Raw genomic sequence first — 22,134 nt, forward strand, 5'->3', positions numbered from 1 at the left:
CCTTCTATGAGGTTTCCCATGAAACAAGGTATTCACCCTAAATACGAAGCAGTTACCATCAACTGTACTTGCGGTAACGTGATTCACACTCGCTCTACGCTGACTCACGAACTGAACCTGGACGTTTGTGGTAAGTGCCACCCGTTCTACACCGGTAAGCAGCGTGAAGTTGCCACTGGTGGCCGCGTTGACCGCTTCAACAAGCGTTTCAGCGTGCCAGGCACCAAAAAATAAGAAACGGCATTCGAACATTTGTTCGGCGGCAAGAAAAACCCAGCTCAGGCTGGGTTTTTTTATGTCTGGCTGACTCAGTATTCCCAGGTGTCCGGGTCAATGCCCATCTCGCGCATAATTTTCTTCGCTTCTTCCGGGATTTCGTCGTTACGTTCTTTACGCAAATCGACATCATTTGGTAACGGTTGTCCGGTAAAAGCATGCAAGAAGGCTTCGCACAGGAGCTCACTGTTGGTCGCATGGCGCAGGTTATTCACCTGACGACGTGTCCGTTCGTCAGTCAAAATCTTTAACACGCTCAACGGAATAGAAACCGTGATTTTTTTAACCTGTTCGCTCTTCTTGCCGTGCTCAGCGTACGGGCTGATATATTCGCCGTTCCATTCAGCCATGGGATACCTTAATCAATAAAAGTTAAAAGTTACGAAATCAGCCGATTATGCCTGATTTTCTTCTACCGGACCCCTTCTCTGGCGGGTTTCTTCGTCCAACACAGGAAGAAAATGGGTTGAACGCCAGCATGGGCGCATAATTTTAGCGGTTATTGCGGCCATGCTCAATCTATACGCAAAGACATTTGGATGTCCAGATGTATTGACGTCTAAATGTAAGCTGATATCCTGTGGTCAGTTTATTTCTCACTTCAGGAACAGTTAGCCCTATGACGCGTAAACAGGCAACCATCGCAGTGCGCAGCGGTTTGAATGACGACGAGCAATATGGCTGCGTTGTCCCGCCCATCCACCTTTCCAGCACCTATAACTTCCATGATTTCAATGAGCCGCGAGCCCACGATTATTCTCGTCGTGGTAATCCTACGCGCGACGTTGTGCAACGCGCGCTGGCAGAGCTGGAAGGCGGGGCGGGCGCGGTATTGACTAATACTGGCATGTCCGCCATTCATCTGGTCACAACGGTTTTCCTGAAGCCTGGCGATTTGCTGGTGGCACCGCACGACTGCTATGGCGGCAGCTACCGTCTGTTCGATAGTTTAAGCAAGCGCGGTGCTTATCGGGTGAAGTTTGTCGATCAAGGCGACAATGCCGCGCTACAGGCTGCGCTGGACGAGAAACCTCAGCTCGTATTAGTAGAAAGCCCCAGTAACCCGCTGCTGCGTGTCGTCGATATCGCGGCCATCTGCGACGCCGCGCGTAAAGTAGGCGCAGTAAGCGTTGTGGACAACACCTTTATGAGTCCGACGCTGCAAAATCCGCTGGCGCTGGGCGCAGATCTGGTTATTCACTCCTGTACCAAATATTTAAACGGGCACTCCGATGTCGTGGCTGGCGCTGTCATTGCCAAAGATCCTCAGGTCGCGACCGATCTGGCGTGGTGGGCGAATAATATTGGCGTGACCGGTTCCGCTTTTGACAGCTACCTGCTGTTACGTGGTATGCGTACGCTGGGTCCGCGTATGGCCGCTGCTCAGCGTAATGCGTTAGAAATTGTTGCTTATCTGAAGCAGCAGCCCCTGGTGAAAAAGTTGTATCATCCTTCTCTGCCAGAAAATGCCGGGCATGAAGTCGCTGCGCGTCAGCAGCGTGGGTTTGGCGCCATGCTCAGTTTCGAACTGGATGGCGATGAAGCGCGCTTGCGTAGTTTCCTGAAAGCGCTTGAACTGTTTACGCTGGCTGAATCACTGGGTGGCGTTGAGAGCTTAATCTCGCATACCGCGACCATGACGCACGCTGGCATGTCTGCAGAAGCCCGTGCCGCAGCAGGTATTTCTGAAACATTGCTCCGTATTTCTGTGGGGATTGAAGACCACGAAGATTTAATTGCCGATTTGGATAATGCATTCCGGATCGCAGCAGAGGATTAACCATGACGATTTCAGCAGGCGCAGGAACGCCAAACAACAGACAGCTCCACAAGTTTGGTGGCAGCAGCCTTGCCGATGCACGCTGCTACCAACGTGTTGCCAGCATCATGGCGGATTACAGCCAGCCAGGCGACATGATGGTGGTCTCAGCCGCAGGTTCAACGACCAATCAGCTGATTAGCTGGCTGAAACTGAGCCAGAGTGACCGCTTGTCCGCGCATCAGGTGCAGCAGACATTACGTCGTTATCAGAGTGAGCTCATCAGTGCCCTGTTGCCTGCCGAAATCGCCGAACCTTTAATATCGGCCTTTATTCGCGATCTTGAGAAGCTTGCCGGATTACTCGATGGTACCGTTACCGACGCGGTTTATGCGGAAGTCGTGGGCCATGGTGAAGTCTGGTCGGCACGTTTAATGTCCGCCGTGCTGAATCAACACGATCTGCAGGCCTGCTGGCTGGACGCGCGCGATTTTCTGCGTGCAGAACGCGCCGCGCAGCCTCAGGTTGATGAAGGAAAATCCTGGCCGTTGTTACAAACGCTGCTGGCCCAGCATCCCCATAAACGTATCGTGGTGACGGGCTTTATCTGCGCCAACGATGCGGGTGAAACCGTGTTGCTGGGGCGTAATGGCTCTGATTACTCCGCCACACAAATTGGTGCGCTGGCCGGTGTGGGACGCGTCACTATCTGGAGTGATGTGGCGGGTGTTTACAGTGCCGATCCACGTAAAGTTTCTGATGCCTGTCTGCTGCCGCTGCTGCGTCTTGATGAGGCCAGTGAACTGGCGCGTCTCGCCGCACCGGTGCTGCATACCCGCACCTTACAGCCCGTTTCCGGCAGCGACATCGATTTGCAGTTGCGCTGTAGCTATCAGCCAGAACAGGGCTCAACCCGTATTGAGCGCGTCCTCGCTTCCGGAACGGGCGCACGCATTGTGACCAGTCACGATGATGTGTGTCTGGTCGAAATCCAGCTTCCCGGGCAGCACGATTTTACGCTCCTGCGCAAAGAGATCGATCAGTTGCTCACGCGCGCGCAGATGCGCCCACTAGCAATGGGCGTTCATCCTGATCGTCAGCTGCTGCAACTCTGTTACACCTCTGAAGTGGTTAACAGCGCCTTCACATTGTTACAGGACGCAGGCTTACCCGGGCATTTACAGTTACGTGATGGCTTAGCGCTGGTAGCGCTGGTCGGAGCAGGCGTGACTCGTAATCCGTTGCATACGCACCGTTTCTGGCAGCAGTTGAAAGATCAGCCGGTTGAGTTTGTTTGTCAGTCGCCAGAACATATCAGCGTGGTGGCGGTCCTGCGCGTGGGGCCGACGCAGCATTTAATTCAGGGCTTACACAGCTCCCTGTTCCGTGCCGAAAAGCGAATTGGCCTGATGCTGTTTGGCAAAGGCAATATCGGCTCACGCTGGCTGGAACTGTTTGCGCGTGAGCAGGAAACTTTGTCAGCACGAACCGGTTTTGAATTTGTGCTGGCGGGTGTGGTCGACAGTCAACGCAGCCTGCTGAACTATGACGGGCTTGATGCCAGCCGCGCGCTGGCCTTCTTTGACGATGAAGCGGAAACACGTGATGAAGAATCGCTGTTTCTGTGGATGCGGGCCCATCCTTACGATGATCTTGTGGTGCTGGACGTCACCGCCAGTAAACCACTGGCACAGCAGTATCTGGATTTTGCCAGTCATGGTTTCCACGTGATTAGCGCCAATAAGATTGCGGGCGCGTCCGACACGCAAACCTGGCGTGAGATTCGCGATGCCTTCGAAAAAACCGGGCGTCACTGGTTATATAACGCCACCGTAGGCGCAGGTTTACCCATCAACCATACGGTGCGGGATCTGCGTGAAAGTGGCGATACCATTCTGTCGATTAGCGGTATTTTCTCAGGCACATTGTCCTGGCTGTTCCTGCAGTTTGACGGGACGGTGCCCTTTACCGAACTGGTGGATCAGGCATGGCAGCAGGGCTTAACCGAGCCGGATCCGCGTGTTGATCTGTCTGGCGAAGATGTGATGCGTAAGCTGGTCATTTTGGCCCGTGAAGCGGGCTATAACATTGAACCCGATCAGGTACGCGTCGAGTCACTGGTGCCCCAGAACTGTGATGAATCCGTCGACCATTTCTTCGAGAACGGTGACGAACTTAACGAGCAGATGCTGCAACGGTTTGAAGCCGCCCAGGAAATGGGGCTGGTCCTGCGTTATGTGGCACGGTTTGATGCCAATGGCAAAGCACGTGTGGGTGTGGAAGCCGTTCGTCCTGAGCATCCTCTGGCAGCCTTACTGCCCTGCGATAATGTGTTTGCCATCGACAGCCGCTGGTATCGCGATAATCCTCTGGTGATTCGCGGACCTGGCGCGGGTCGTGACGTCACGGCAGGCGCGATACAGTCTGATATCAATCGCCTCGCGCAACTCCTCTAAACAGGTTTCAACACAGGTGCTCCGGCACCTGTTTTTTTGCCTGTTTCTGCTCGCCGATGTCATAACGTGCGGTAACGTTTGCCTGCCTGTGGCGCCATTTTGACTGGCGCTGAGGGAAGCATCGATCACGTTGAATGTCTGAACGTCTCACTATGTTGGGGGGAAGCGTTGGGTGGTGGTGGCAGGATGCGTTTTTTTGCCGGTCAGCGCTAAACGGACAGATTACTCTTCATTCTTCCCGCCCCGGATCAGCGAAATGGCAGAGAAGCTATGGCATGCCATTGGTCACCTGAGTCTGCTACGAGCAGGGTGAATATTCTGTCACGCGAAAGAGTAAAAGACCGGCATTTCTACAATCTGAAAGGTGCGATACCTTTTGCCCCCGCGTCAGTTGGGCGACCTGTAATGGCGATATGAGGATGACGTTAACTGATACGAAACAGGGCGGTATCAACCGCCCTGTTTCTGTGAGTTAACCTGTATTACGCATCCCTGCAGCGACACCGGCAATCGTCACCATCAGCGCCTGTTCGACGCGCGCATCCGGTTCTTCACCACGGGCTTCCTGTGCACGTGAACGGTGAAGCAGCTCTGCCTGGAGTACGTTCAGGGGATCGGTATAAACGTTACGCAGGGCAATCGATTCGGCAATCCACGGCTGGTCCGCCATCAGATGGGAATCGTTGGCGATGGTCAGCACCGCTTTAATATCGGCATCCAGCTGGTCACGAAGCTGTTTACCTAATGGCCATAACGATTTATCAACCAGCCGCTGATCGTAATACTCCGCCAGCCACAGGTCTGCTTTCGAAAACACCATTTCCAGCATACCAAGGCGGGTTGAGAAAAAGGGCCAGTCGCGGCACATGGCCTCAAGCTGATCCTGATGGCCTGCCAGCATCGCCTGCTGCAGGGCGGCGCCCGCGCCCAGCCAGGCGGGTAACATCAGGCGGTTTTGCGTCCAGGCAAAAATCCAGGGAATGGCGCGCAGGGATTCCACACCGCCCGTCGGACGACGCTTCGCCGGACGAGAGCCCAGGGGCAGCTTGCCCAGTTCCTGCTCAGGGGTTGCGGAACGGAAGTAAGGCACAAAATCCTTATTCTCACGCACATAATCCCGGTACATGGCGCAGGAGTCGGCAGAAAGCTGGTTCATGATATTACGCCATTCCGGTTTGGGTTCCGGCGGCGGCATCAGGTTGGCTTCCAGAATCGCGCCGGTATAAAGCGACAGGCTGGCGATAGTGACTTCCGGCAAGCCGTACTTGAAGCGAATCATTTCGCCCTGTTCCGTCACGCGCAGGCCGCCTTTGAGGCTGCCTGGCGGCTGGGACAGCAGTGCGGCATGCGCGGGTGCACCCCCGCGGCCGATGGTGCCGCCGCGTCCGTGGAATAGCGTGAGGGAAACGCCCGCCTTTTCGCAGGTTTTAATCAGTGCATCCTGTGCCTGGTATTGTGCCCAGCTGGCGGCCATCACGCCGGCATCTTTCGCCGAGTCGGAATAGCCAATCATGACCATTTGTTTGCCCTGAATAAAACCACGGTACCAGTCGATGTTAAGCAGTTTGCTCATCACATCATTGGCATTGTTCAGGTCATCCAGGGTTTCAAACAGGGGAGCAACCGGCATAGCGAACGGAATGCCAGCCTCTTTCAGTAACAGATGGACGGCAAGGACATCAGACGGCGTTTTCGCCATCGAAATGACATAGGCTGCGATAGAGCCCTGGGGCGCTTCTGCCACTACTTTGCAGGTTTCCAGCACTTCGCGGGTTTCGTCACTCGGTTCCCAACTGCGAGGAAGTAAAGGGCGCTTGGAGTTCAGCTCACGGATAAGAAAAGCCTGCTTGTCGGCTTCCGACCAGCTTTCATAATCGCCCAGGCCCAGATAGCGGGTAATTTCAGCGATAGCTTCAGTGTGACGGGTGCTTTCCTGACGGACGTCGATGCGAACCAGCGGCACGCCAAAGCATTTCACACGGCGCAGCGTATCCAGTAACTGACCGTTGGCAATAATGCCCATGCCGCACTGCTGCAGGGACTGATAGATAGCGAAAAGCGGATCCCACAACTGCGCGTTGGAGACCAGCAGGTCTGCCGGGCGGGGCAAGCGTTCGCCTTTCAGGCGGCGCTCCAGGTAAGCCTGGGTAGACATTAGCTGACTGCGCAGACGCTTTAAGATCACGCGATACGGCTCCAGCGCCTCAGGATCGCCACTCAGCTCGGCAACTTCCTGACTGCATTCGGACATCGACAGTTCCGAAATCAACACGCCAATATCGCGCAGAAACAGATCGGTGGCTTTCCAGCGGCTGAGCTGCATAACATGGCGGGTAATGGCGGCGGTGACGTTCGGGTTACCGTCACGGTCTCCGCCCATCCAGGAGGTGAACTGCACCGGCACAAAATCAACCGGTAACTTAATGCCAAACGTCTCTTCTACCTGCTCATTCAGCTCACGCAAAAATGCAGGTACACCTTCCCACAGGCTGTTTTCAACGACGGCAAATCCCCACTTGGCTTCATCAACCGGCGTTGGACGGTATTTACGGATCTCATCCGTATGCCAGGCCTGCGCGACCAGTTGGCGCAGGCGGCGCATAATCTGGTTGCGTTCGTATTCAGAGATATCGCTGTGGTCGAGTTGTTCAAGACAGCTGTTGACCTCGCCCAGTTTGTGAATCAGCGTGCGGCGAGTAATTTCAGTAGGGTGCGCGGTTAAAACCAGTTCCAGGGAAAGTGATTCAATGGCTTTATGAATCGCACTTTCACTGAGATTATTTTGCTTGAGGGTTTCAAATGTTTTTTTCAATAGTTCAGGGTGGTTTGCGCCATCGCCGCTGCGGGAAATCGTTTGATACTGCTCAGCCACGTTAGTGAGGTTGAGGAACTGACTAAAGGCACGCGCCACGGGCAATAACTCGTCATTTGACAGGTTTTGCAGCGTATTCAGCAATTCCTTACGATGAGTGTCATTTCCTGCACGGGATGACTTAGAGAGCTTACGGATGGTTTCCACCTGGCCCAGGATATTCTCTCCCAGCGCATCCTTAATCGTATCCCCGAGCAGTTTGCCGAGCATACTGACATTACTTCGCATTGCGGAATATTGTTCGTTCATGTGACCCTGACACCCTTATCGTCTTGATAAACCTCTATACCCGGCCTTTTCAGGCAGCAGAAAAGCCAGCAACGTCGTCCTCCCGGCTCTGACCGGGGTTCTTCAGTTGCTGCCCGTCGCAAGCTGAATAAAGTGGGATGATTGCCCAGTGGGTATAACATCGTCTTTTATCTAGCCACGTAATCAGGCGTTCGTCAAATGACTTAAAGGAGGGAAACGTGCAGCTAACTGACGGAAATTCATGGAATTTGATAGCGGCGAAGCGGGATAAGTTATTCTTATTATCAAATCCCACAGATTGGCAGGGCATTTTGCTGTTAATACAGTGAAATGCCCCGTTTGATGATAATTAGTGACAGAAATGCTGCACAACCTGAGCGATTAAGGCGCGCGTAGGCTGAATAAATGCGGTATCGATAAATTCGTCCGGCTGATGCGCCTGGTTGATAGAACCCGGGCCCAGCACCAGCGTTGGACAAAGTTGCTGGATAAACGGGGCTTCAGTGCAATAATTCACCACTTCTGTCGGTGTACCCAACAGTTTTTCCACCACCTTGACCAGCTCGTGGTCAACCGGACATTCATAGCCCGGAATCGGCGGATGCAATTCTTCGATGGTAATCCGTCCCGGCCAGCGTTCGCTCACCGGCGCCAGTGCCTCATTCAGCAGCGCGTCAAGATCGCTCAGCGTCAGCCCCGGCAAAGGGCGGATGTCCATGTGCAATTCGCAGCAGGCGCAGATACGGTTTGCTGCATCACCGCCATGAATATGACCAAAGTTCATTGTGGGATAAGGAATTGCAAAACCATCATGGTTGTAACGGGATTTCAGCGTATTGCGCAGTTGCATGAGTTCGGTAATCGACTCATGCATCAGCTCAATGGCGTTGACGCCGCGAGCCGGATCGCTGGAATGGCCGGATTGACCCTGAATACGAATCGCATTCGAGATATGTCCTTTGTGCGCACGAACAGGTTTCAGCGACGTCGGTTCGCCAATAATGGCGCAGTCAGGGCGAAGCTGTGTGGATGCGGCAAAATATGACGCGCCCGCCATGGTGGTTTCTTCATCAGCGGTGGCCAGAATATAAAGCGGCTTACTCAGGGCTGTCACATCCACATCACGGAGCGTGTCCAGAATAAACGCGAAGAAGCCTTTCATATCGGCGGTACCCAGACCGTACAACTTATTGTCGTGCTCGGTCAGGGTAAAGGGATCGCGAGTCCAGCGACCATCATCAAACGGAACGGTATCGGTGTGCCCGGCAAGCAGCAGACCGCCCGCACCGCTTCCGGTGCGCGCCAGCATATTAAATTTATGCCGCGTGCCCGGCACGGGTTGGACTTCCACGGTAAAACCCAGGTCACGGAACCAGCCAGCCAGTAAATTGATTAAAGTTTCATTGCTCTGATCGAGAGCGGCATCGGTTGCGCTGATAGACGGTGTTGCGATCAACTGGCGGTAGAGTTCGATAAAAGGCGGTAATTTTGTCTTCACTGTTGACGGTCCTTGAGTTAGGATGTATCAATATTCATGCATTAATAGTGAATAAAAATACATTAACGTCGTGTGCATGTGAACCTTAAATCGCTGCAAACGACATCGTGGGCAACGGGGCAAGGCCGCGACCCGGAACGTGTGACTGTAATAAAGGTATACAGCCTGATGTTGAATACGCTGATCGTTGGTGCCAGTGGTTACGCTGGCGTAGAGCTTGCCACCTTCCTTAATCGCCATCCACATATCAACATAACCGCTTTGGCGGTGTCTGCGCAAAGTCCCGATGCGGGTAAGCGCTTGTCCGATCTTCATCCACAGCTGAAAGGCGTGGTGGATCTGCCGCTGCAGCCACTGAGCCGCGCCGACGAATGGGCAGATAAAGTTGATGTGGTGTTTCTGGCGACGGCCCACGAAGTCAGCCACGACCTGGCGCCTGAATTTCTGAAAGCTGGCTGCGTCGTGTTCGATCTGTCCGGCGCTTTCCGCGTCAACGACGGCAAGTTTTACACGCAGTTTTATGGCTTCACGCACCAGCATGGGGACTGGCTGGATAAAGCCGTTTACGGTCTGGCGGAGTTCCAACAGGAAAAAATCAAAGAAGCACAGCTGATTGCCGTCCCTGGCTGCTATCCCACCGCCTCTCAGTTGGCACTCAAGCCGTTGGTGGATGCCGGTTTACTGAATGAGGCGCAGTGGCCGGTCATCAATGCCACCAGTGGCGTCAGTGGAGCAGGGCGCAAAGCGAATGTTGGTACCAGCTTCTGTGAAGTCAGTCTGCAGCCTTACGGTATTTTTAATCATCGTCATCATCCTGAAATTGTGGCGCACCTGGGCACACCGGTAATTTTTACGCCGCACCTGGGCAGTTTCCCGCGTGGCATCCTGGCCACGATCACCTGCCGTCTTAATGCCGGCGTCAGCCGTGATGATGTCGCTGAGGTCTTTCACAATGCCTACCACGATAAGCCGCTGGTACGCGTTTACGAGCAAGGCGTACCGGCATTGAAAGCCGTGGTCGGTCTGCCTTACTGCGATATTGGCTTTGCCGTACAGGGCGAACACCTGATTGTGGTGGCTGCTGAAGATAACCTGCTTAAAGGGGCAGCCTCTCAGGCAGTACAGTGTCTTAATATTCGTTTCGGTTTCCCTGAAACGCAGTCACTGATTTAACGGACGACTAAACCATGACTAATCCATTAATTATCAAGCTGGGCGGTGTGCTGTTAGACAGCGAAGAAGCACTGGCCCGTTTATTTGACGCGTTGCTGGCCTACCGTTCTGCTCATCAGCGCCCCCTGATTATCGTTCACGGTGGCGGTTGCCTGGTCGATGAACTGATGAAAAAACTGGCGCTGCCGGTGCAAAAGAAGAACGGTTTGCGTGTTACGCCTGCCGATCAGATTGACATCATCACCGGCGCACTGGCTGGTACCGCCAATAAAACGCTGTTGGCCTGGGCGAAAAAATACGGCATTCAGGCCGTCGGTCTGTGCCTGGGCGATGCGGGCCTGGTCAATGTCACCCAGTTAGATGAAGCGCTGGGCCATGTGGGCAACGCAACGCCGGGCAATCCTGCATTAATTAACACGCTGCTGGGTGCAGGTTACATGCCCGTTGTCAGTTCAATCGGCATCACCGACAGCGGTGAGCTTATGAACGTCAATGCCGATCAGGCTGCCACAGCGCTGGCCTCAACGCTGGGTGCTGACTTAGTCTTGTTATCGGACGTCAGCGGCATTCTTGATGGCAAAGGTCAGCGCATCGAAGAAATGACGGCAGATAAAGCAGAACAGCTGATCGCTCAGGGCATCATCACCGATGGCATGATTGTCAAAGTGAACGCTGCGCTGGATGCGGCACGCACGCTGGGCCGTCCGGTCGATATTGCCAGCTGGCGTCATGCCGAGCAGTTACCTACCCTTTTTAACGGCGTGTCCATTGGCACCCGGATTCTCGCTTAACGACTCAGATTCAAGGATTACGAAATGCAAACGCAAAACATCAAAAAAATCGTACTGGCTTACTCCGGTGGTCTGGATACTTCGGCCATTATTCCCTGGCTGAAAGAAAACTATGGCGGCTGTGAAGTGGTCGCGTTCGTGGCGGATATCGGTCAGGAACGTAGCGATCTGGAAGGCGTTGAGAAGAAAGCGCTGCAGTCAGGTGCATCAGAATGTCACGTTGTCGATCTGCGTGAAGAGTTTATCAGTGACTACGTTTATCCGGTGCTGCAGACCGGGGCCCTGTATGAAGGCACGTATCTGCTGGGTACCTCAATGGCGCGTCCTATCATCGCGAAAGCCCAGGTTGAGCTGGCGCTGAAAGTGGGTGCTGATGCGCTGTGCCACGGTGCCACGGGTAAAGGTAATGACCAGGTGCGTTTCGAAACCACTTACACCGCACTGGCGCCGCAGCTGAAAGTGGTTGCGCCATGGCGCGAGTGGGATCTGCGGTCGCGTGAAGCGCTGCTGGATTATCTGAAAGCGCGCAACATCCCTACCACCGCGTCGCTGGAAAAAATCTACAGCCGTGATGAAAACGCCTGGCACATTTCTACCGAAGGCGGCGTGCTGGAAAGCCCGTCTAACGCACCTAACAAAGATTGCTGGGTCTGGACTGTCGATCCGCTGGAAGCGCCCGATCAGCCAGAAGACGTGACAGTAACCGTTGAAAAAGGCCGCGTGGTGGCGGTGAACGGTGAAAGACTGAGCCCGTTCCAGTGTCTGGAAAAACTGAACGTGCTGGGCGCAAAACATGGCGTGGGCCGTATCGATATCGTTGAAAACCGTCTGGTAGGCATTAAATCACGCGGCTGTTACGAAACCCCTGGCGGCACCATTATGGTTAACGCGCTGCGTGCGGTAGAGCAACTGGTTCTGGATCGCGACAGCTTCAAATGGCGTGAGCAGTTGGGCCATGAAATGTCTTATGTGGTTTACGATGGTCGCTGGTTTGCACCGCTGCGTAAGTCTATCCAGGCGGCGGCAGAGTCGCTGGCGGAAGAGGTTAACGGCGAAGTGGTTCTGCAACTCTACAAAGGTCAGGCCACGGCGACGCAGAAGCGTTCAGCTAACAGCCTGTATTCCGAAGAGTTCGCGACCTTCGGCGAAGACGAAGTTTACGATCATCGTCATGCAGGCGGCTTTATTCGTCTGTTCTCACTCTCTTCACGTATCCGTGCGTTGAACGAGCAGAAAAAGTAATCGCAGGCGGGGATCGCCTCGCCTCTCAGTATGACATCAGGGGCGGCTTTCAGGCCGCCCCTGGTTTAACGACTTGAAGGAGATTCACATGGCACTTTGGGGTGGACGCTTTACCCAGGCAGCAGATCAACGTTTCAAACAGTTCAACGACTCGCTGCGTTTTGATTACCGCCTGGCAGAGCAGGACATCATTGGCTCAGTGGCCTGGTCCAAAGCGCTGGTGACGGTAAATGTCCTGAGCAGTGATGAGCAGCAACAGCTTGAAGCCGCACTGAACGCACTGCTGGAGGAGGTTCGTGCCAATCCTGAGCAAATCCTGCAAAGCGATGCCGAAGATATTCACAGCTGGGTTGAAGGCCAGTTGATTGAGAAAGTCGGTGCGCTGGGCAAAAAACTGCACACCGGCCGTAGCCGCAATGATCAGGTGGCGACCGACCTGAAACTCTGGTGTAAAGAGCAGGTTGCCGCACTGCTGGATGCCACACGTGAGCTGCAGCAGGCGCTGGTGGCGACTGCCGAAGCCAATCAGGACGCGGTGATGCCGGGCTATACACATTTACAGCGTGCACAGCCGGTGACGTTTGCACACTGGTGCCTCGCTTACGTTGAAATGCTGGCGCGCGATGAAAGCCGTTTGCAGGATACGTTAAAGCGTCTTGATGTCAGCCCGTTAGGTTGTGGTGCACTGGCCGGAACGGCTTACGCTATTGACCGTGAGCAACTGGCAGGCTGGTTAGGCTTCGCGTCTGCAACGCGTAACAGCCTGGATACCGTATCCGACCGTGATCATGTGCTGGAGCTGCTTTCCGATGCGTCAATCGGCATGGTGCACCTTTCACGTTTTGCGGAAGACATGATTTTCTTCAATACCGGCGAAGCCGGCTTTATCGAACTCTCGGATAAAGTCACCTCAGGTTCGTCCCTGATGCCACAGAAGAAAAATCCGGATGCACTGGAGCTGATCCGTGGAAAATGCGGACGGGTTCAGGGCGCGTTAACCGGCATGATGATGACGCTGAAAGGCCTGCCGCTTGCCTATAACAAAGACATGCAGGAAGACAAAGAAGGGCTGTTTGATGCGCTGGATACCTGGCTGGACTGCCTGCATATGTCCGTGTTGGTGCTGGAAGGTTTGCAGGTAAAACGTCCTCGCTGTCAGGAAGCGGCCGAACAGGGTTACGCAAACTCAACAGAACTGGCCGATTACCTCGTGGCAAAAGGCGTTCCCTTCCGTGAAGCGCACCATATCGTGGGGGAAACGGTCGTTGCAGCGATCGCGCAAGGTGTGGCACTGGAAGCCTTGTCGTTATCTCAGCTTAAGCAGTTCAGTGCTGTTATCGAAGACGATGTCTATCCGGTGCTGGCCCTGTCATCCTGCCTGGATAAGCGCAATGCGCAGGGAGGCGTTTCACCGTCTCAGGTTGCCCGTGCCATTGCGGATGCCAAAGCGCGCTTAGTTTGAGTCGCAGATAAAAAAAAAGAGCGGGCATACCATGCCCGCCAACCTCTAGCTTCAGAAACTACTTTTATTTTAGGCACATCATCAGACCATCGGTGCTCCCGACCGATGTTCAGATTCGTTACGCTTGTCGTCTGGCCTTCGCCTGTTCAGTTTTTTGTTTTATCAGCGTTGCCAGAAGATTTGCGTCAGCTAATAACAGCAGATAACGCTGTCTTTATGATTCAGAAAACATTTCCCTGGGTGGCGATGAGTCTGAATTTGATGTGGGCATTATTCCCATCCGCTCTTGATAGGGCCAATCGTTGGTTGCTATTCTATCTATCGCCACGAGCTATCGTGGAATGGAGGGTAATAATGAATATCCGTGATCTTGAATATCTGGTTTCGCTTGCTGAACATCGTCACTTCCGACGTGCGGCGGATGCCTGTCATGTCAGTCAGCCGACCTTAAGCGGGCAGATTCGCAAATTAGAAGATGAGTTAGGTGTCATGCTGCTGGAACGTACCAGCCGCAAAGTACTGTTTACGCAGGCCGGTTTGCTGCTGGTCGACCAGGCGCGTACTGTCCTTCGTGAAGTCAAAGTGCTGAAAGAGATGGCCAGTCAGCAGGGCGAAGCGATGTCAGGACCACTGCATATTGGGCTGATTCCTACCACCGGTCCGTATTTACTGCCGCAAATTATTCCTATGCTGCATCAGACTTTTCCAAAGCTGGAAATGTACCTGCATGAAGCACAGACCCAGCAATTGCTGGCTCAGCTCGACAGCGGCAAACTGGACTGCGCGATTCTGGCGCTGGTCAAAGAAAGCGAAGCCTTTATTGAAGTCCCGCTGTTCGATGAGCCGATGAAGCTGGCAGTTTATGAGGATCATCCGTGGCGCGAACGCGATCGTGTGCCAATGTCCGATCTGGCTGGTGAAAAACTGCTGATGCTGGAAGACGGCCACTGCCTGCGCGATCAGGCCATGGGTTTTTGTTTTGAAGCGGGTGCAGACGAAGATACCCATTTCCGTGCGACAAGCCTGGAAACGTTGCGCAATATGGTCGCGGCAGGAAGCGGTATTACGTTACTGCCTGCTCTGGCTGTCCCGCCACAGCGTGTGCGTGATGGGGTTTGTTATCTGCCCTGTTATAAGCCGGTACCACAGCGTACGATTGCGCTGGTTTACCGTCCCGGCTCACCTCTGCGCAGCCGTTATGAACAACTGGCAGAGGCAATCCGCACACATATGCAAGGCTATTTCGATACCACGTTAAAACAGGCGGTTTAAACCGTTTAGCGCGGCGACGCGATACGCTTCTGCCATGGTCGGGTAGTTAAAGGTGGTATTCACAAAGTACTCAATTGTGTTGCCACCATTTTTTTGCTCCATGATCGCCTGACCGATATGGATAATCTCCGCAGCACGTTCCCCAAAGCAGTGAATGCCCAGAATCTCTTTGGTTTCACGGTGGAACAGGATCTTCAGACTACCGACGTTCATCCCCACAATCTGCGCACGCGCCAGATGTTTAAACTGCGCACGTCCCACTTCGTAAGGCACTTTCATCGCCGTGAGCTGCTGTTCGGTTTTGCCTACAGAGCTGATTTCCGGAATGGTATAAATCCCGGTCGGAATGTCTTCGATCAGGTGCGCTGAGGCTTCGCCTTTAATGATGGCCTGTGCGGCAATACGGCCCTGATCGTAAGCAGCGGAGGCCAGGCTGGGGTAACCAATGACGTCGCCCACTGCATAAATGTGCGGCTGCGCTGTCTGATACATGCTGTTCACTTTCAACAGCCCACGGCCATCCGCTTCCAGACCGACATTTTCCAGCGACAGTGAATCGGTGTTACCTGTACGGCCGTTCGCATACAGCAGGCAGTCCGCTTTGACTTTCTTGCCGGATTTCAGGTGCATGATAACGCCGTCATCCACGCCTTCAATCTTCTCAAACTCTTCGTTGTGACGAATCACCACGCCGCTGTTCCAGAAGTGATAAGACAGCGAGTCAGACATCTCCTGATCAAGGAACGCCAGCAGGCGGTCACGGGTGTTGATCAGGTCAACCTTGACATTGAGCCCACGGAAAATGGAAGCATATTCACAGCCAATCACGCCCGCGCCATAAATGATGACGTGGCCGGGTTCATGATGCAGGTTGAGAATAGAATCGGAATCGTAAATACGTGGATGGGTAAAGTCGACATCATGCGGATGATAAGGGCGCGAACCACAGGCAATAATAAATTTCCCGGCGGTCAGCTGTTCGCGCGTGCCATCATGATGTTCCACTTCAACCGTGTTGGCATCCACGAAATGCGCATCGCCCTGAAACAGCTCACAGCGATTGCGCTCGTAAAAACCCTGACGCATTGCGGTTTGTTGGCTGATCACGCTTTCCGTGTGATTGAGAATATCGGCAAACGATGAGCGGAGAAGGCGGGTATGGTCACTGTAGAGGGGATTCTGGTTGAACTCGATGATGCGGCTCACAGCATGACGAAGGGCTTTCGAGGGGATCGTACCCCAGTGTGTACAGCCGCCGCCTATGTTGTGATAGCGTTCGATAACCGCGATTCGGGCGCCTTGCTTCACCAGCCCCATCGCCGCACCTTCACCGCCTGGTCCTGATCCAATCACAATGACATCGTAATCGTAAGACTTTTGCATACCGGTACGTCCTATTATTTATACATTTTTACAACGAGATTCTAACATCTCGCCGCGCACTTCTGAATTCTAACAGCGATTTTCATCACGTTTTGGCTTTCAGTGAGGTTTAACACGTCGTCACAAAGTTTGCCGGACTGTACGCTGAATATTTTGTTATAGTGCTGTTTCAGAACCTCACAAGGCAGAGAGAATGGGCGTCAGAGCGCAACAAAAAGAACGTACACGACGTACACTGATTGAAGCTGCGTTCAGTCAGCTCAGCGCCGAACGCAGTTTCGCCAGTCTGAGTTTACGTGAGGTTGCCCGCGAGGCGGGCATCGCGCCAACCTCTTTTTATCGGCACTTTAAAGATGTCGATGAGCTGGGTTTAACCATGGTGGATGAAAGCGGGCTGATGCTGCGGCAGTTGATGCGACAGGCACGTCAACGTATTGCGAAAGGCGGCAGCATCATTAAAACCTCTATCGCCACTTTTATGGAGTTCATCGAAAATAACCCCAATGCGTTTCGGCTGCTGTTACGCGAACGTTCGGGGACGTCTGCGGCTTTCCGTGCGGCGGTTGCGCGTGAAATCCAACATTTTATTGCTGAACTGGCTGATTATCTTGAGGTCGAAAACCGCATGCCGCGCAGCTTCACCGAAGCGCAGGCTGAAGCGATGGTGACTATTGTCTTCAGTGCCGGTGCCGAGGCGCTGGATATTGATATAGCGCAGCGTCGTAAGCTGGAAGATCGTCTGGTATTGCAGTTACGTATGATCGCGAAGGGCGCGTATTACTGGTATCGCCGGGAACAAGAACGCCTGGCGGTAACCCTGGATAAACCTGAAGAGCTATGAATAAGGACCCTGCCATGACCCACCCAAGCTCCCGTGATAAAGGCACGATGTTACTGGCTTTTATTACCGGCCTTGCTATGAACGGCTCGTTCTCTGTGCTGTTTAGTGCTTTCGTTCCTTTTTCTATTTTCCCGTTGATTGCGTTGGGGCTGGCGGCATGGTGCCTGCATCAACGCTACCTGAATAAAAGTATGCCCGATGGGGTTCCGGGGCTGGCTGCGGCCTTCTTCCTGCTGGGAATCCTGGTGTACAGCGCATTAGTGCGTGCCGAATATCCGGATATCGGATCTAACTTTATCCCCACGATTCTTATGGTCGGGCTGGTGTTCTGGATTGCCCTGCGTTACAAGCGCAATCGCAACCGGTAATCACAAAAACGGGAACCCCTGGGTTCCCGTTTTTTTACGCTTTGCGCGTCAGTAGCACACCGCATTCCATATGATGGGTATACGGGAACTGGTCAAACAGGGCCAGTCGCGTGACATCATGGGTTTGCGCCAGCTCCAGCAGATTGTCACACAGGGTTTGCGGGTTGCAGGAAATATACAGGATCGTGCGATAAGCCTGCACCATCCTGACGGTTTCCTCATCCAGCCCACTGCGCGGCGGATCCACAAAGATCGTCTCGCAGTCATAACTCTTCAGGTCGATCCCCTCCAGCCGGTTAAAGCTGCGCACGCCGTTCATTGCCTGGGTAAACTCTTCGGCCGCCATGCGAATAATCTGGACATTATCAATCTGGTTGGCGGCAATGTTGTACTGGGCCGACGCGACGGATGGCTTGGCAATTTCCGTGGCCAGCACGTGGCGGAAATTTCTGGCCAGCGCCAGCGAGAAGTTGCCATTACCACAGTAGAGTTCCAGTAAATCGCCACGGGAACCCGTTGTCACATCCAGCGCCCATTCCAGCATATGAATGTTCATCGCCGCGTTGGGTTGCGTGAAGCTGTTCTCCACCTGTCGATAAATCATCTCTTTACCGGCGACCGGCAAACGCTCTTCCACGTAATCCCGATCAAGGCAAATTTTGGTCTTAGTGGCGCGACCAATCAGCTGCACATCGACGCCTTCCGCCCGCAACTGATCGCGTAACGTTGTGGCGGCCTGCTGCCATTCCTCATCCAGCTTGCGGTGATAGAGCAGGGAGATGACGATTTGGTTGCTTAGCGTCGACAGATAATCAAGCTGGAACAGCTTATGGCGCAGGATGCGATTATCGCGAATGGCCGCCATCATTTTCGGCATCATCTGGTTAATCAGGGCACTGGCCGCCGGGAACTGGTCAACGCGAATGCGCTGTTTCGTCTCCTGATCGAAAATGATGTGATAAATGTCGTCGCCATCATGCCAGATGCGGAATTCTGCACGCATGCGATAGTGGCTGACCGGTGAACGGAACACCTCCACGGCGGGGGCAGCGAAAGGCGTCATCATCGTTTCTAACCGACTGACTTTTTCCGCCAGCTGCGCGTCATACTGTTCAACAGGGAGATGTTCGGGTGTCATGTTTAATCCTGGTTAATAGCCTGCTTGCCGGGCGATTGTAGGGATTCACCTGCTGATGTCCAGTCCTGCGCGCGCGAGCAGAGCGTCGAGGTGTGCAGATCTGGACTTGCCCGTGCGCGCTTCGTAGACTGCGGGCACCGGCCTCAACCTTGAGTTAACAGGGAATCCAGTGTGAATCTGGAGCTGACGCGCAGCGGTAAGGAATGTCAGGGTGATTGCAATTGCAGACACTGTCCTGCGGGATGGGAAGTCATCACCTGCTATGATTCCCAGCCCGAAGACCTGCCGGTGTGACGTCGCCACGCGTACAGTCATCGCGTGCTATCGACTGTATGCCTGCGGCATCCTTTTTCTTTTGGATGCGATAAAAATGAGTAAAACAACAACCCCGCTGTTTGCCTTCAGTGCAACGGCGATTTTCCTCTGGGCGCAAAATGGCTTTGCACAGAGAAGTGATGATGCGCTCATCGTGACGGCTAATCGTTTTCAACAGCCGGTTTCGTCGGTGCTGGCTTCAACCTCGGTGGTGACACGGGATGAGATTGAACTGTGGCAGGCAAAAAATCTGGTAGACGTGCTTCGTCGCCTGCCCGGCGTGGATATTGCGCAGAACGGTGGGATTGGGCAAAGCGCGTCAATGTTTGTGCGAGGCGCTGAAGCGCGCCAGACGTTGATTCTTGTGGATGGCGTGCCCTTTGCCAGACCGGGCATCACCGGTGCAGCGGACTTCAATCTGATTCCGATCTCCCTTATACAACGCGTTGAATTCATTCGCGGGCCGCGCTCCTCCGTCTATGGCGCTGATGCCATTGGCGGAGTGGTAAACGTGATTACTCAAAATCCACAAAATCACAATGTGCTTTCTGCAGGCATGGGGTCAAAGGGATATCAGGAATACAGCGGGGGCGTAAACCAGAATGTGACCGACCAAACCCGCCTTACCGTCGCCGGTTCTTATCAGGCAACCAATGGCTATAACATCCAGCCTGATTCGACGTCTCCAGCCGATCGCGATCGTGATGGCTGGCGCAACAAAGCGTTCTGGGCAGGGGTTGAGCATAAGTTCAATGACATGTTTTCCGGTTTCTTTCGTGGTTATGGTTATGCGGCGAATACTGACTACGATGCTGGCTTCCCGGGCGGATCGGATGAGCAGCAGATTTATAACCACGCCTTTGATACCGGCCTGCGCTTTACTAAAGGTGATTATTCTTCTCAACTGGTCGCCAGCTACCAAAAGTACAAAATATATAATTATGTTGGCGCTGAGGGACGTTACGCAGACTCCAATACGCTGGATGATATGGATCAGCGCAACCTTCAATGGGGGAACGCCTTCGCAGTCGGTTATGGCACGGTGAGTACCGGGATTGACTGGCAGCGGCAAGCGTTGAGCTCAGTAGGCCAACTCTTTTCTGGTCAGCCCAGAGAAACGGACCGCTATAAGCAGGATAATACCGGGGCATATCTGACGACGCAGCAGCAATTGGGCACTGTTACGCTTGAAGGTGCTGTCCGGGGGGACGATAACCAGGATTATGGTCGTCATGGTACCTGGCAAACGGCGGCTGGATGGGAGTTTGTGCCGGGTTATAAGGCATCGCTCTCCTATGGCACCGGTTTCCAGGCACCGACGCTGGGGCAGCTTTATGGCCAAAAGCATTTTGGCATTAGCGCCAATCCCGATTTGCAGCCTGAGAAATCAAAACAATGGGAAGCTGCGCTCGAAGGGTTAAGTGGCCCCGTTAACTGGCGGCTGGCGGCCTACCGTAATCACGTCACGAACCTGATTGACTATGCGTCCGATCCGGTGACATTCCAGGGCGGCTATTTCAATCAGAAAGCGGTGACAATGAAAGGTATTGAAGCCATCGCAGACTTCGATACGTCTTTCCTGCATCATCAAATCACCTTAGGCTATCTTGATGCCCGACGCGATTCGGATGATGAAGTCCTGGCTCGCCGGTCTCGTCAACAGATGAAATACCAGTTGGGTGTAACGGTTTATGAGGCTGATATAGATGTTATTTACCAGTATTTTGGCAAGCGTTATGACAATAACACGAGCCAGTACACGAGTGAGCAGCGCCGTTTGCCGGCCTACAGCACCGTTGATCTCGCCGTATCGTATCCTGTCACATCACATCTGACCGTTCGTGGTAGAATTGCCAACCTGTTCGATAAAGATTACGAGACAGCGTATGGCTACCAGACTCCAGGAAGAGAGTATTACCTCAACGGAAGCTACAGCTTCTGACCTGCGCCCGACTGTGCTGGTGTTTGATTCCGGCGTAGGCGGGCTTTCTGTCTATGATGAGGTTCGGCAACTCCTGCCGGACCTGCATTATCTTTATGCGTTCGATAATGCCGGTTTTCCTTACGGTGAGAAAACCGAGACCTTTATTGTCGAGCGCGTTGTTGCGATGGTTGATGCCATTACTCGCCGTCATCCCATTTCTCTCGTCATTATTGCCTGTAATACCGCCAGCACCGTCACTTTGCCTGCATTACGTGAGCGATTTGCCTTTCCGGTTGTCGGCGTTGTACCGGCAATCAAACCGGCTGCACGCCTTACACGTAACGGTGTGGTCGGGCTGCTGGCGACGCGCGCAACGGTCCGGCGTTCGTACACGCATGATCTGGTGTCGCAGTTTGCTAAAACCTGCAAGATTGAAATGCTGGGCTCAGCCGAGCTGGTGGAGTTAGCCGAAGCCAAGCTTCATGGCGATAAGGTTTCACTGGATGACGTCAGGCGCATTGTGCAACCCTGGTTACGTATGACGGAGCCACCGGATACTGTCGTATTAGGCTGCACGCACTTTCCTTTACTTCGCGATGAGCTTCAGCATGTCCTGCCTGAAGGTACGCGTTTGATTGACTCCGGTGCCGCAATAGCCAGACGTACTGCCTGGCTACTGGACAATGAAGCACCCGAAGTCCGCTCGCCGGATCAAAACATGGCGTTTTGCACTGAGCTGGATGAAGAGGCGGCGCAATTATCGCCGGTTTTACAGCGTTATGGCTTCCCGTTGCTTGAAAAACTGGCGCTTTAGCGGGTTTTCGCTGAAAAAAACAGCACTCGGAAAATTAATTGAAATTAGCCCTTGTCAGCTTCGAAGAACTCCCTATAATGCGCCTCCACTGACACGGCACAACGGAATACGAAGCGCCGGGTTGAGTAAGGTTCAGAATCATTCGAACCGATGAGTTTAGCAAAAATAAGTGCTTGACTCATAAAGCGGAAAGCGTAATATATGCAGCCCGCGCCACAGAGAAGTGTGGCACTGCTCTTTAACAATTTATCAGACAATCTGTGTGGGCACTCGCAGGATTGATATCCGCGTCTCCGGACGT

17 protein-coding genes and 1 riboswitch are annotated in these 22,134 nt (G+C 53.6%); of the genes, 12 read left to right on the forward strand and 5 right to left on the reverse strand.

Translation table 11 applies throughout. The features are described 5' to 3' along the window. Nucleotides 1-18 precede the first annotated feature (18 nt). Entirely contained in the window at nucleotides 19-234 is a 216-nt protein-coding gene (gene rpmE / locus RAC90_RS18310) for a 50S ribosomal protein L31 (protein WP_006121308.1), read from the forward strand. A 74-nt stretch (nucleotides 235-308) separates the two neighbouring features. On the opposite strand, the gene metJ is transcribed toward rpmE, so the two are convergent. After that, a complete protein-coding gene (metJ, locus tag RAC90_RS18315) occupies nucleotides 309-626 on the reverse strand; it encodes a met regulon transcriptional regulator MetJ (protein ID WP_006121309.1) in 318 nt (105 codons plus the stop codon). A 269-nt stretch (nucleotides 627-895) separates the two neighbouring features. On the opposite strand from metJ, the gene metB reads away from it, so the two are divergent. Together metB and RAC90_RS18325 are read left to right on the forward strand one after the other, a co-directional pair. Then, on the forward strand, nucleotides 896-2,056 hold the full coding sequence (metB, locus tag RAC90_RS18320; protein ID WP_375124622.1) for a cystathionine gamma-synthase: 1,161 nt from the start codon (nucleotides 896-898) through the stop codon (nucleotides 2,054-2,056). A gap of 2 nt (nucleotides 2,057-2,058) precedes the next feature. Continuing rightward, entirely contained in the window at nucleotides 2,059-4,491 is a 2,433-nt protein-coding gene (locus RAC90_RS18325; RefSeq protein WP_054632886.1) for a bifunctional aspartate kinase/homoserine dehydrogenase II, read from the forward strand. Between the two features lie 472 nt (nucleotides 4,492-4,963). Here the strand turns inward: RAC90_RS18325 and ppc are convergent, their stop codons facing one another. Together ppc and argE are read right to left on the reverse strand one after the other, a co-directional pair. After that, the gene (gene ppc / locus RAC90_RS18330) at nucleotides 4,964-7,612 is read right to left on the reverse strand and encodes a phosphoenolpyruvate carboxylase (RefSeq protein WP_375124623.1); all 2,649 of its coding nucleotides are present in this window, start codon (nucleotides 7,610-7,612) and stop codon (nucleotides 4,964-4,966) included. Nucleotides 7,613-7,961: 349 nt separating this feature from the next. Beyond that, nucleotides 7,962-9,110, reverse strand: a complete 1,149-nt coding sequence (gene argE, locus RAC90_RS18335) for an acetylornithine deacetylase (RefSeq protein WP_006121176.1) — start codon at nucleotides 9,108-9,110, stop codon at nucleotides 7,962-7,964. 168 nt (nucleotides 9,111-9,278) lie between these two features. On the opposite strand from argE, the gene argC reads away from it, so the two are divergent. The 5 genes from argC (at nucleotide 9,279) to oxyR (ending at nucleotide 15,050) form a co-directional block, all read left to right on the forward strand. Then, nucleotides 9,279-10,283: an N-acetyl-gamma-glutamyl-phosphate reductase gene (gene argC, locus RAC90_RS18340; RefSeq protein ID WP_039342537.1), complete on the forward strand. Its 1,005-nt coding sequence runs from the start codon at nucleotides 9,279-9,281 to the stop codon at nucleotides 10,281-10,283. 14 nt (nucleotides 10,284-10,297) lie between these two features. After that, entirely contained in the window at nucleotides 10,298-11,074 is a 777-nt protein-coding gene (argB, locus tag RAC90_RS18345; protein ID WP_006121174.1) for an acetylglutamate kinase, read from the forward strand. Between the two features lie 24 nt (nucleotides 11,075-11,098). Further along, nucleotides 11,099-12,316 (forward strand): argininosuccinate synthase, encoded by a 1,218-nt coding sequence (locus RAC90_RS18350; protein ID WP_033738115.1) that lies wholly within the window; start codon nucleotides 11,099-11,101, stop codon nucleotides 12,314-12,316. An 88-nt stretch (nucleotides 12,317-12,404) separates the two neighbouring features. Continuing rightward, nucleotides 12,405-13,778 (forward strand): argininosuccinate lyase, encoded by a 1,374-nt coding sequence (argH, locus tag RAC90_RS18355; RefSeq protein ID WP_375124624.1) that lies wholly within the window; start codon nucleotides 12,405-12,407, stop codon nucleotides 13,776-13,778. A 354-nt stretch (nucleotides 13,779-14,132) separates the two neighbouring features. Further along, entirely contained in the window at nucleotides 14,133-15,050 is a 918-nt protein-coding gene (oxyR, locus tag RAC90_RS18360) for a DNA-binding transcriptional regulator OxyR (protein ID WP_006121171.1), read from the forward strand. Here the strand turns inward: oxyR and sthA are convergent. After that, the gene (sthA, locus tag RAC90_RS18365) at nucleotides 15,033-16,433 is read right to left on the reverse strand and encodes a Si-specific NAD(P)(+) transhydrogenase (protein ID WP_033738119.1); all 1,401 of its coding nucleotides are present in this window, start codon (nucleotides 16,431-16,433) and stop codon (nucleotides 15,033-15,035) included. The two genes, oxyR and sthA, sit on opposite strands and share 18 nt — an antisense overlap. Nucleotides 16,434-16,626: 193 nt before the next feature. Between sthA and fabR the strand changes: the two genes are divergently transcribed. Next, complete coding sequence (gene fabR / locus RAC90_RS18370; protein ID WP_006121169.1) at nucleotides 16,627-17,274, forward strand: HTH-type transcriptional repressor FabR; 648 nt, start codon at nucleotides 16,627-16,629, stop codon at nucleotides 17,272-17,274. A gap of 14 nt (nucleotides 17,275-17,288) precedes the next feature. After that, nucleotides 17,289-17,642: a YijD family membrane protein gene (locus RAC90_RS18375; protein ID WP_006121168.1), complete on the forward strand. Its 354-nt coding sequence runs from the start codon at nucleotides 17,289-17,291 to the stop codon at nucleotides 17,640-17,642. Nucleotides 17,643-17,676: 34 nt separating this feature from the next. Here the strand turns inward: RAC90_RS18375 and trmA are convergent, their stop codons facing one another. Beyond that, nucleotides 17,677-18,780: a tRNA (uridine(54)-C5)-methyltransferase TrmA gene (gene trmA / locus RAC90_RS18380; RefSeq protein WP_375124625.1), complete on the reverse strand. Its 1,104-nt coding sequence runs from the start codon at nucleotides 18,778-18,780 to the stop codon at nucleotides 17,677-17,679. A gap of 121 nt (nucleotides 18,781-18,901) precedes the next feature. Then, nucleotides 18,902-19,085, forward strand: a riboswitch (cobalamin riboswitch). A 65-nt stretch (nucleotides 19,086-19,150) separates the two neighbouring features. Here trmA and btuB point away from each other — a divergent pair. Both btuB and murI read left to right on the forward strand, forming a co-directional pair. Beyond that, nucleotides 19,151-21,037, forward strand: coding sequence for a TonB-dependent vitamin B12 receptor BtuB (gene btuB, locus RAC90_RS18385; RefSeq protein ID WP_375124626.1), 1,887 nt, complete (start codon nucleotides 19,151-19,153; stop codon nucleotides 21,035-21,037). Continuing rightward, nucleotides 20,982-21,833 (forward strand): glutamate racemase, encoded by an 852-nt coding sequence (gene murI, locus RAC90_RS18390; protein ID WP_054632891.1) that lies wholly within the window; start codon nucleotides 20,982-20,984, stop codon nucleotides 21,831-21,833. Before btuB ends, murI begins: the two co-directional genes overlap by 56 nt. Nucleotides 21,834-22,134: the final 301 nt, after the last annotated feature.

Source organism: Pantoea sp. CS_6 (assembly GCF_041954745.1).
GTDB classification, from domain to species: domain Bacteria; phylum Pseudomonadota; class Gammaproteobacteria; order Enterobacterales; family Enterobacteriaceae; genus Pantoea; species Pantoea stewartii.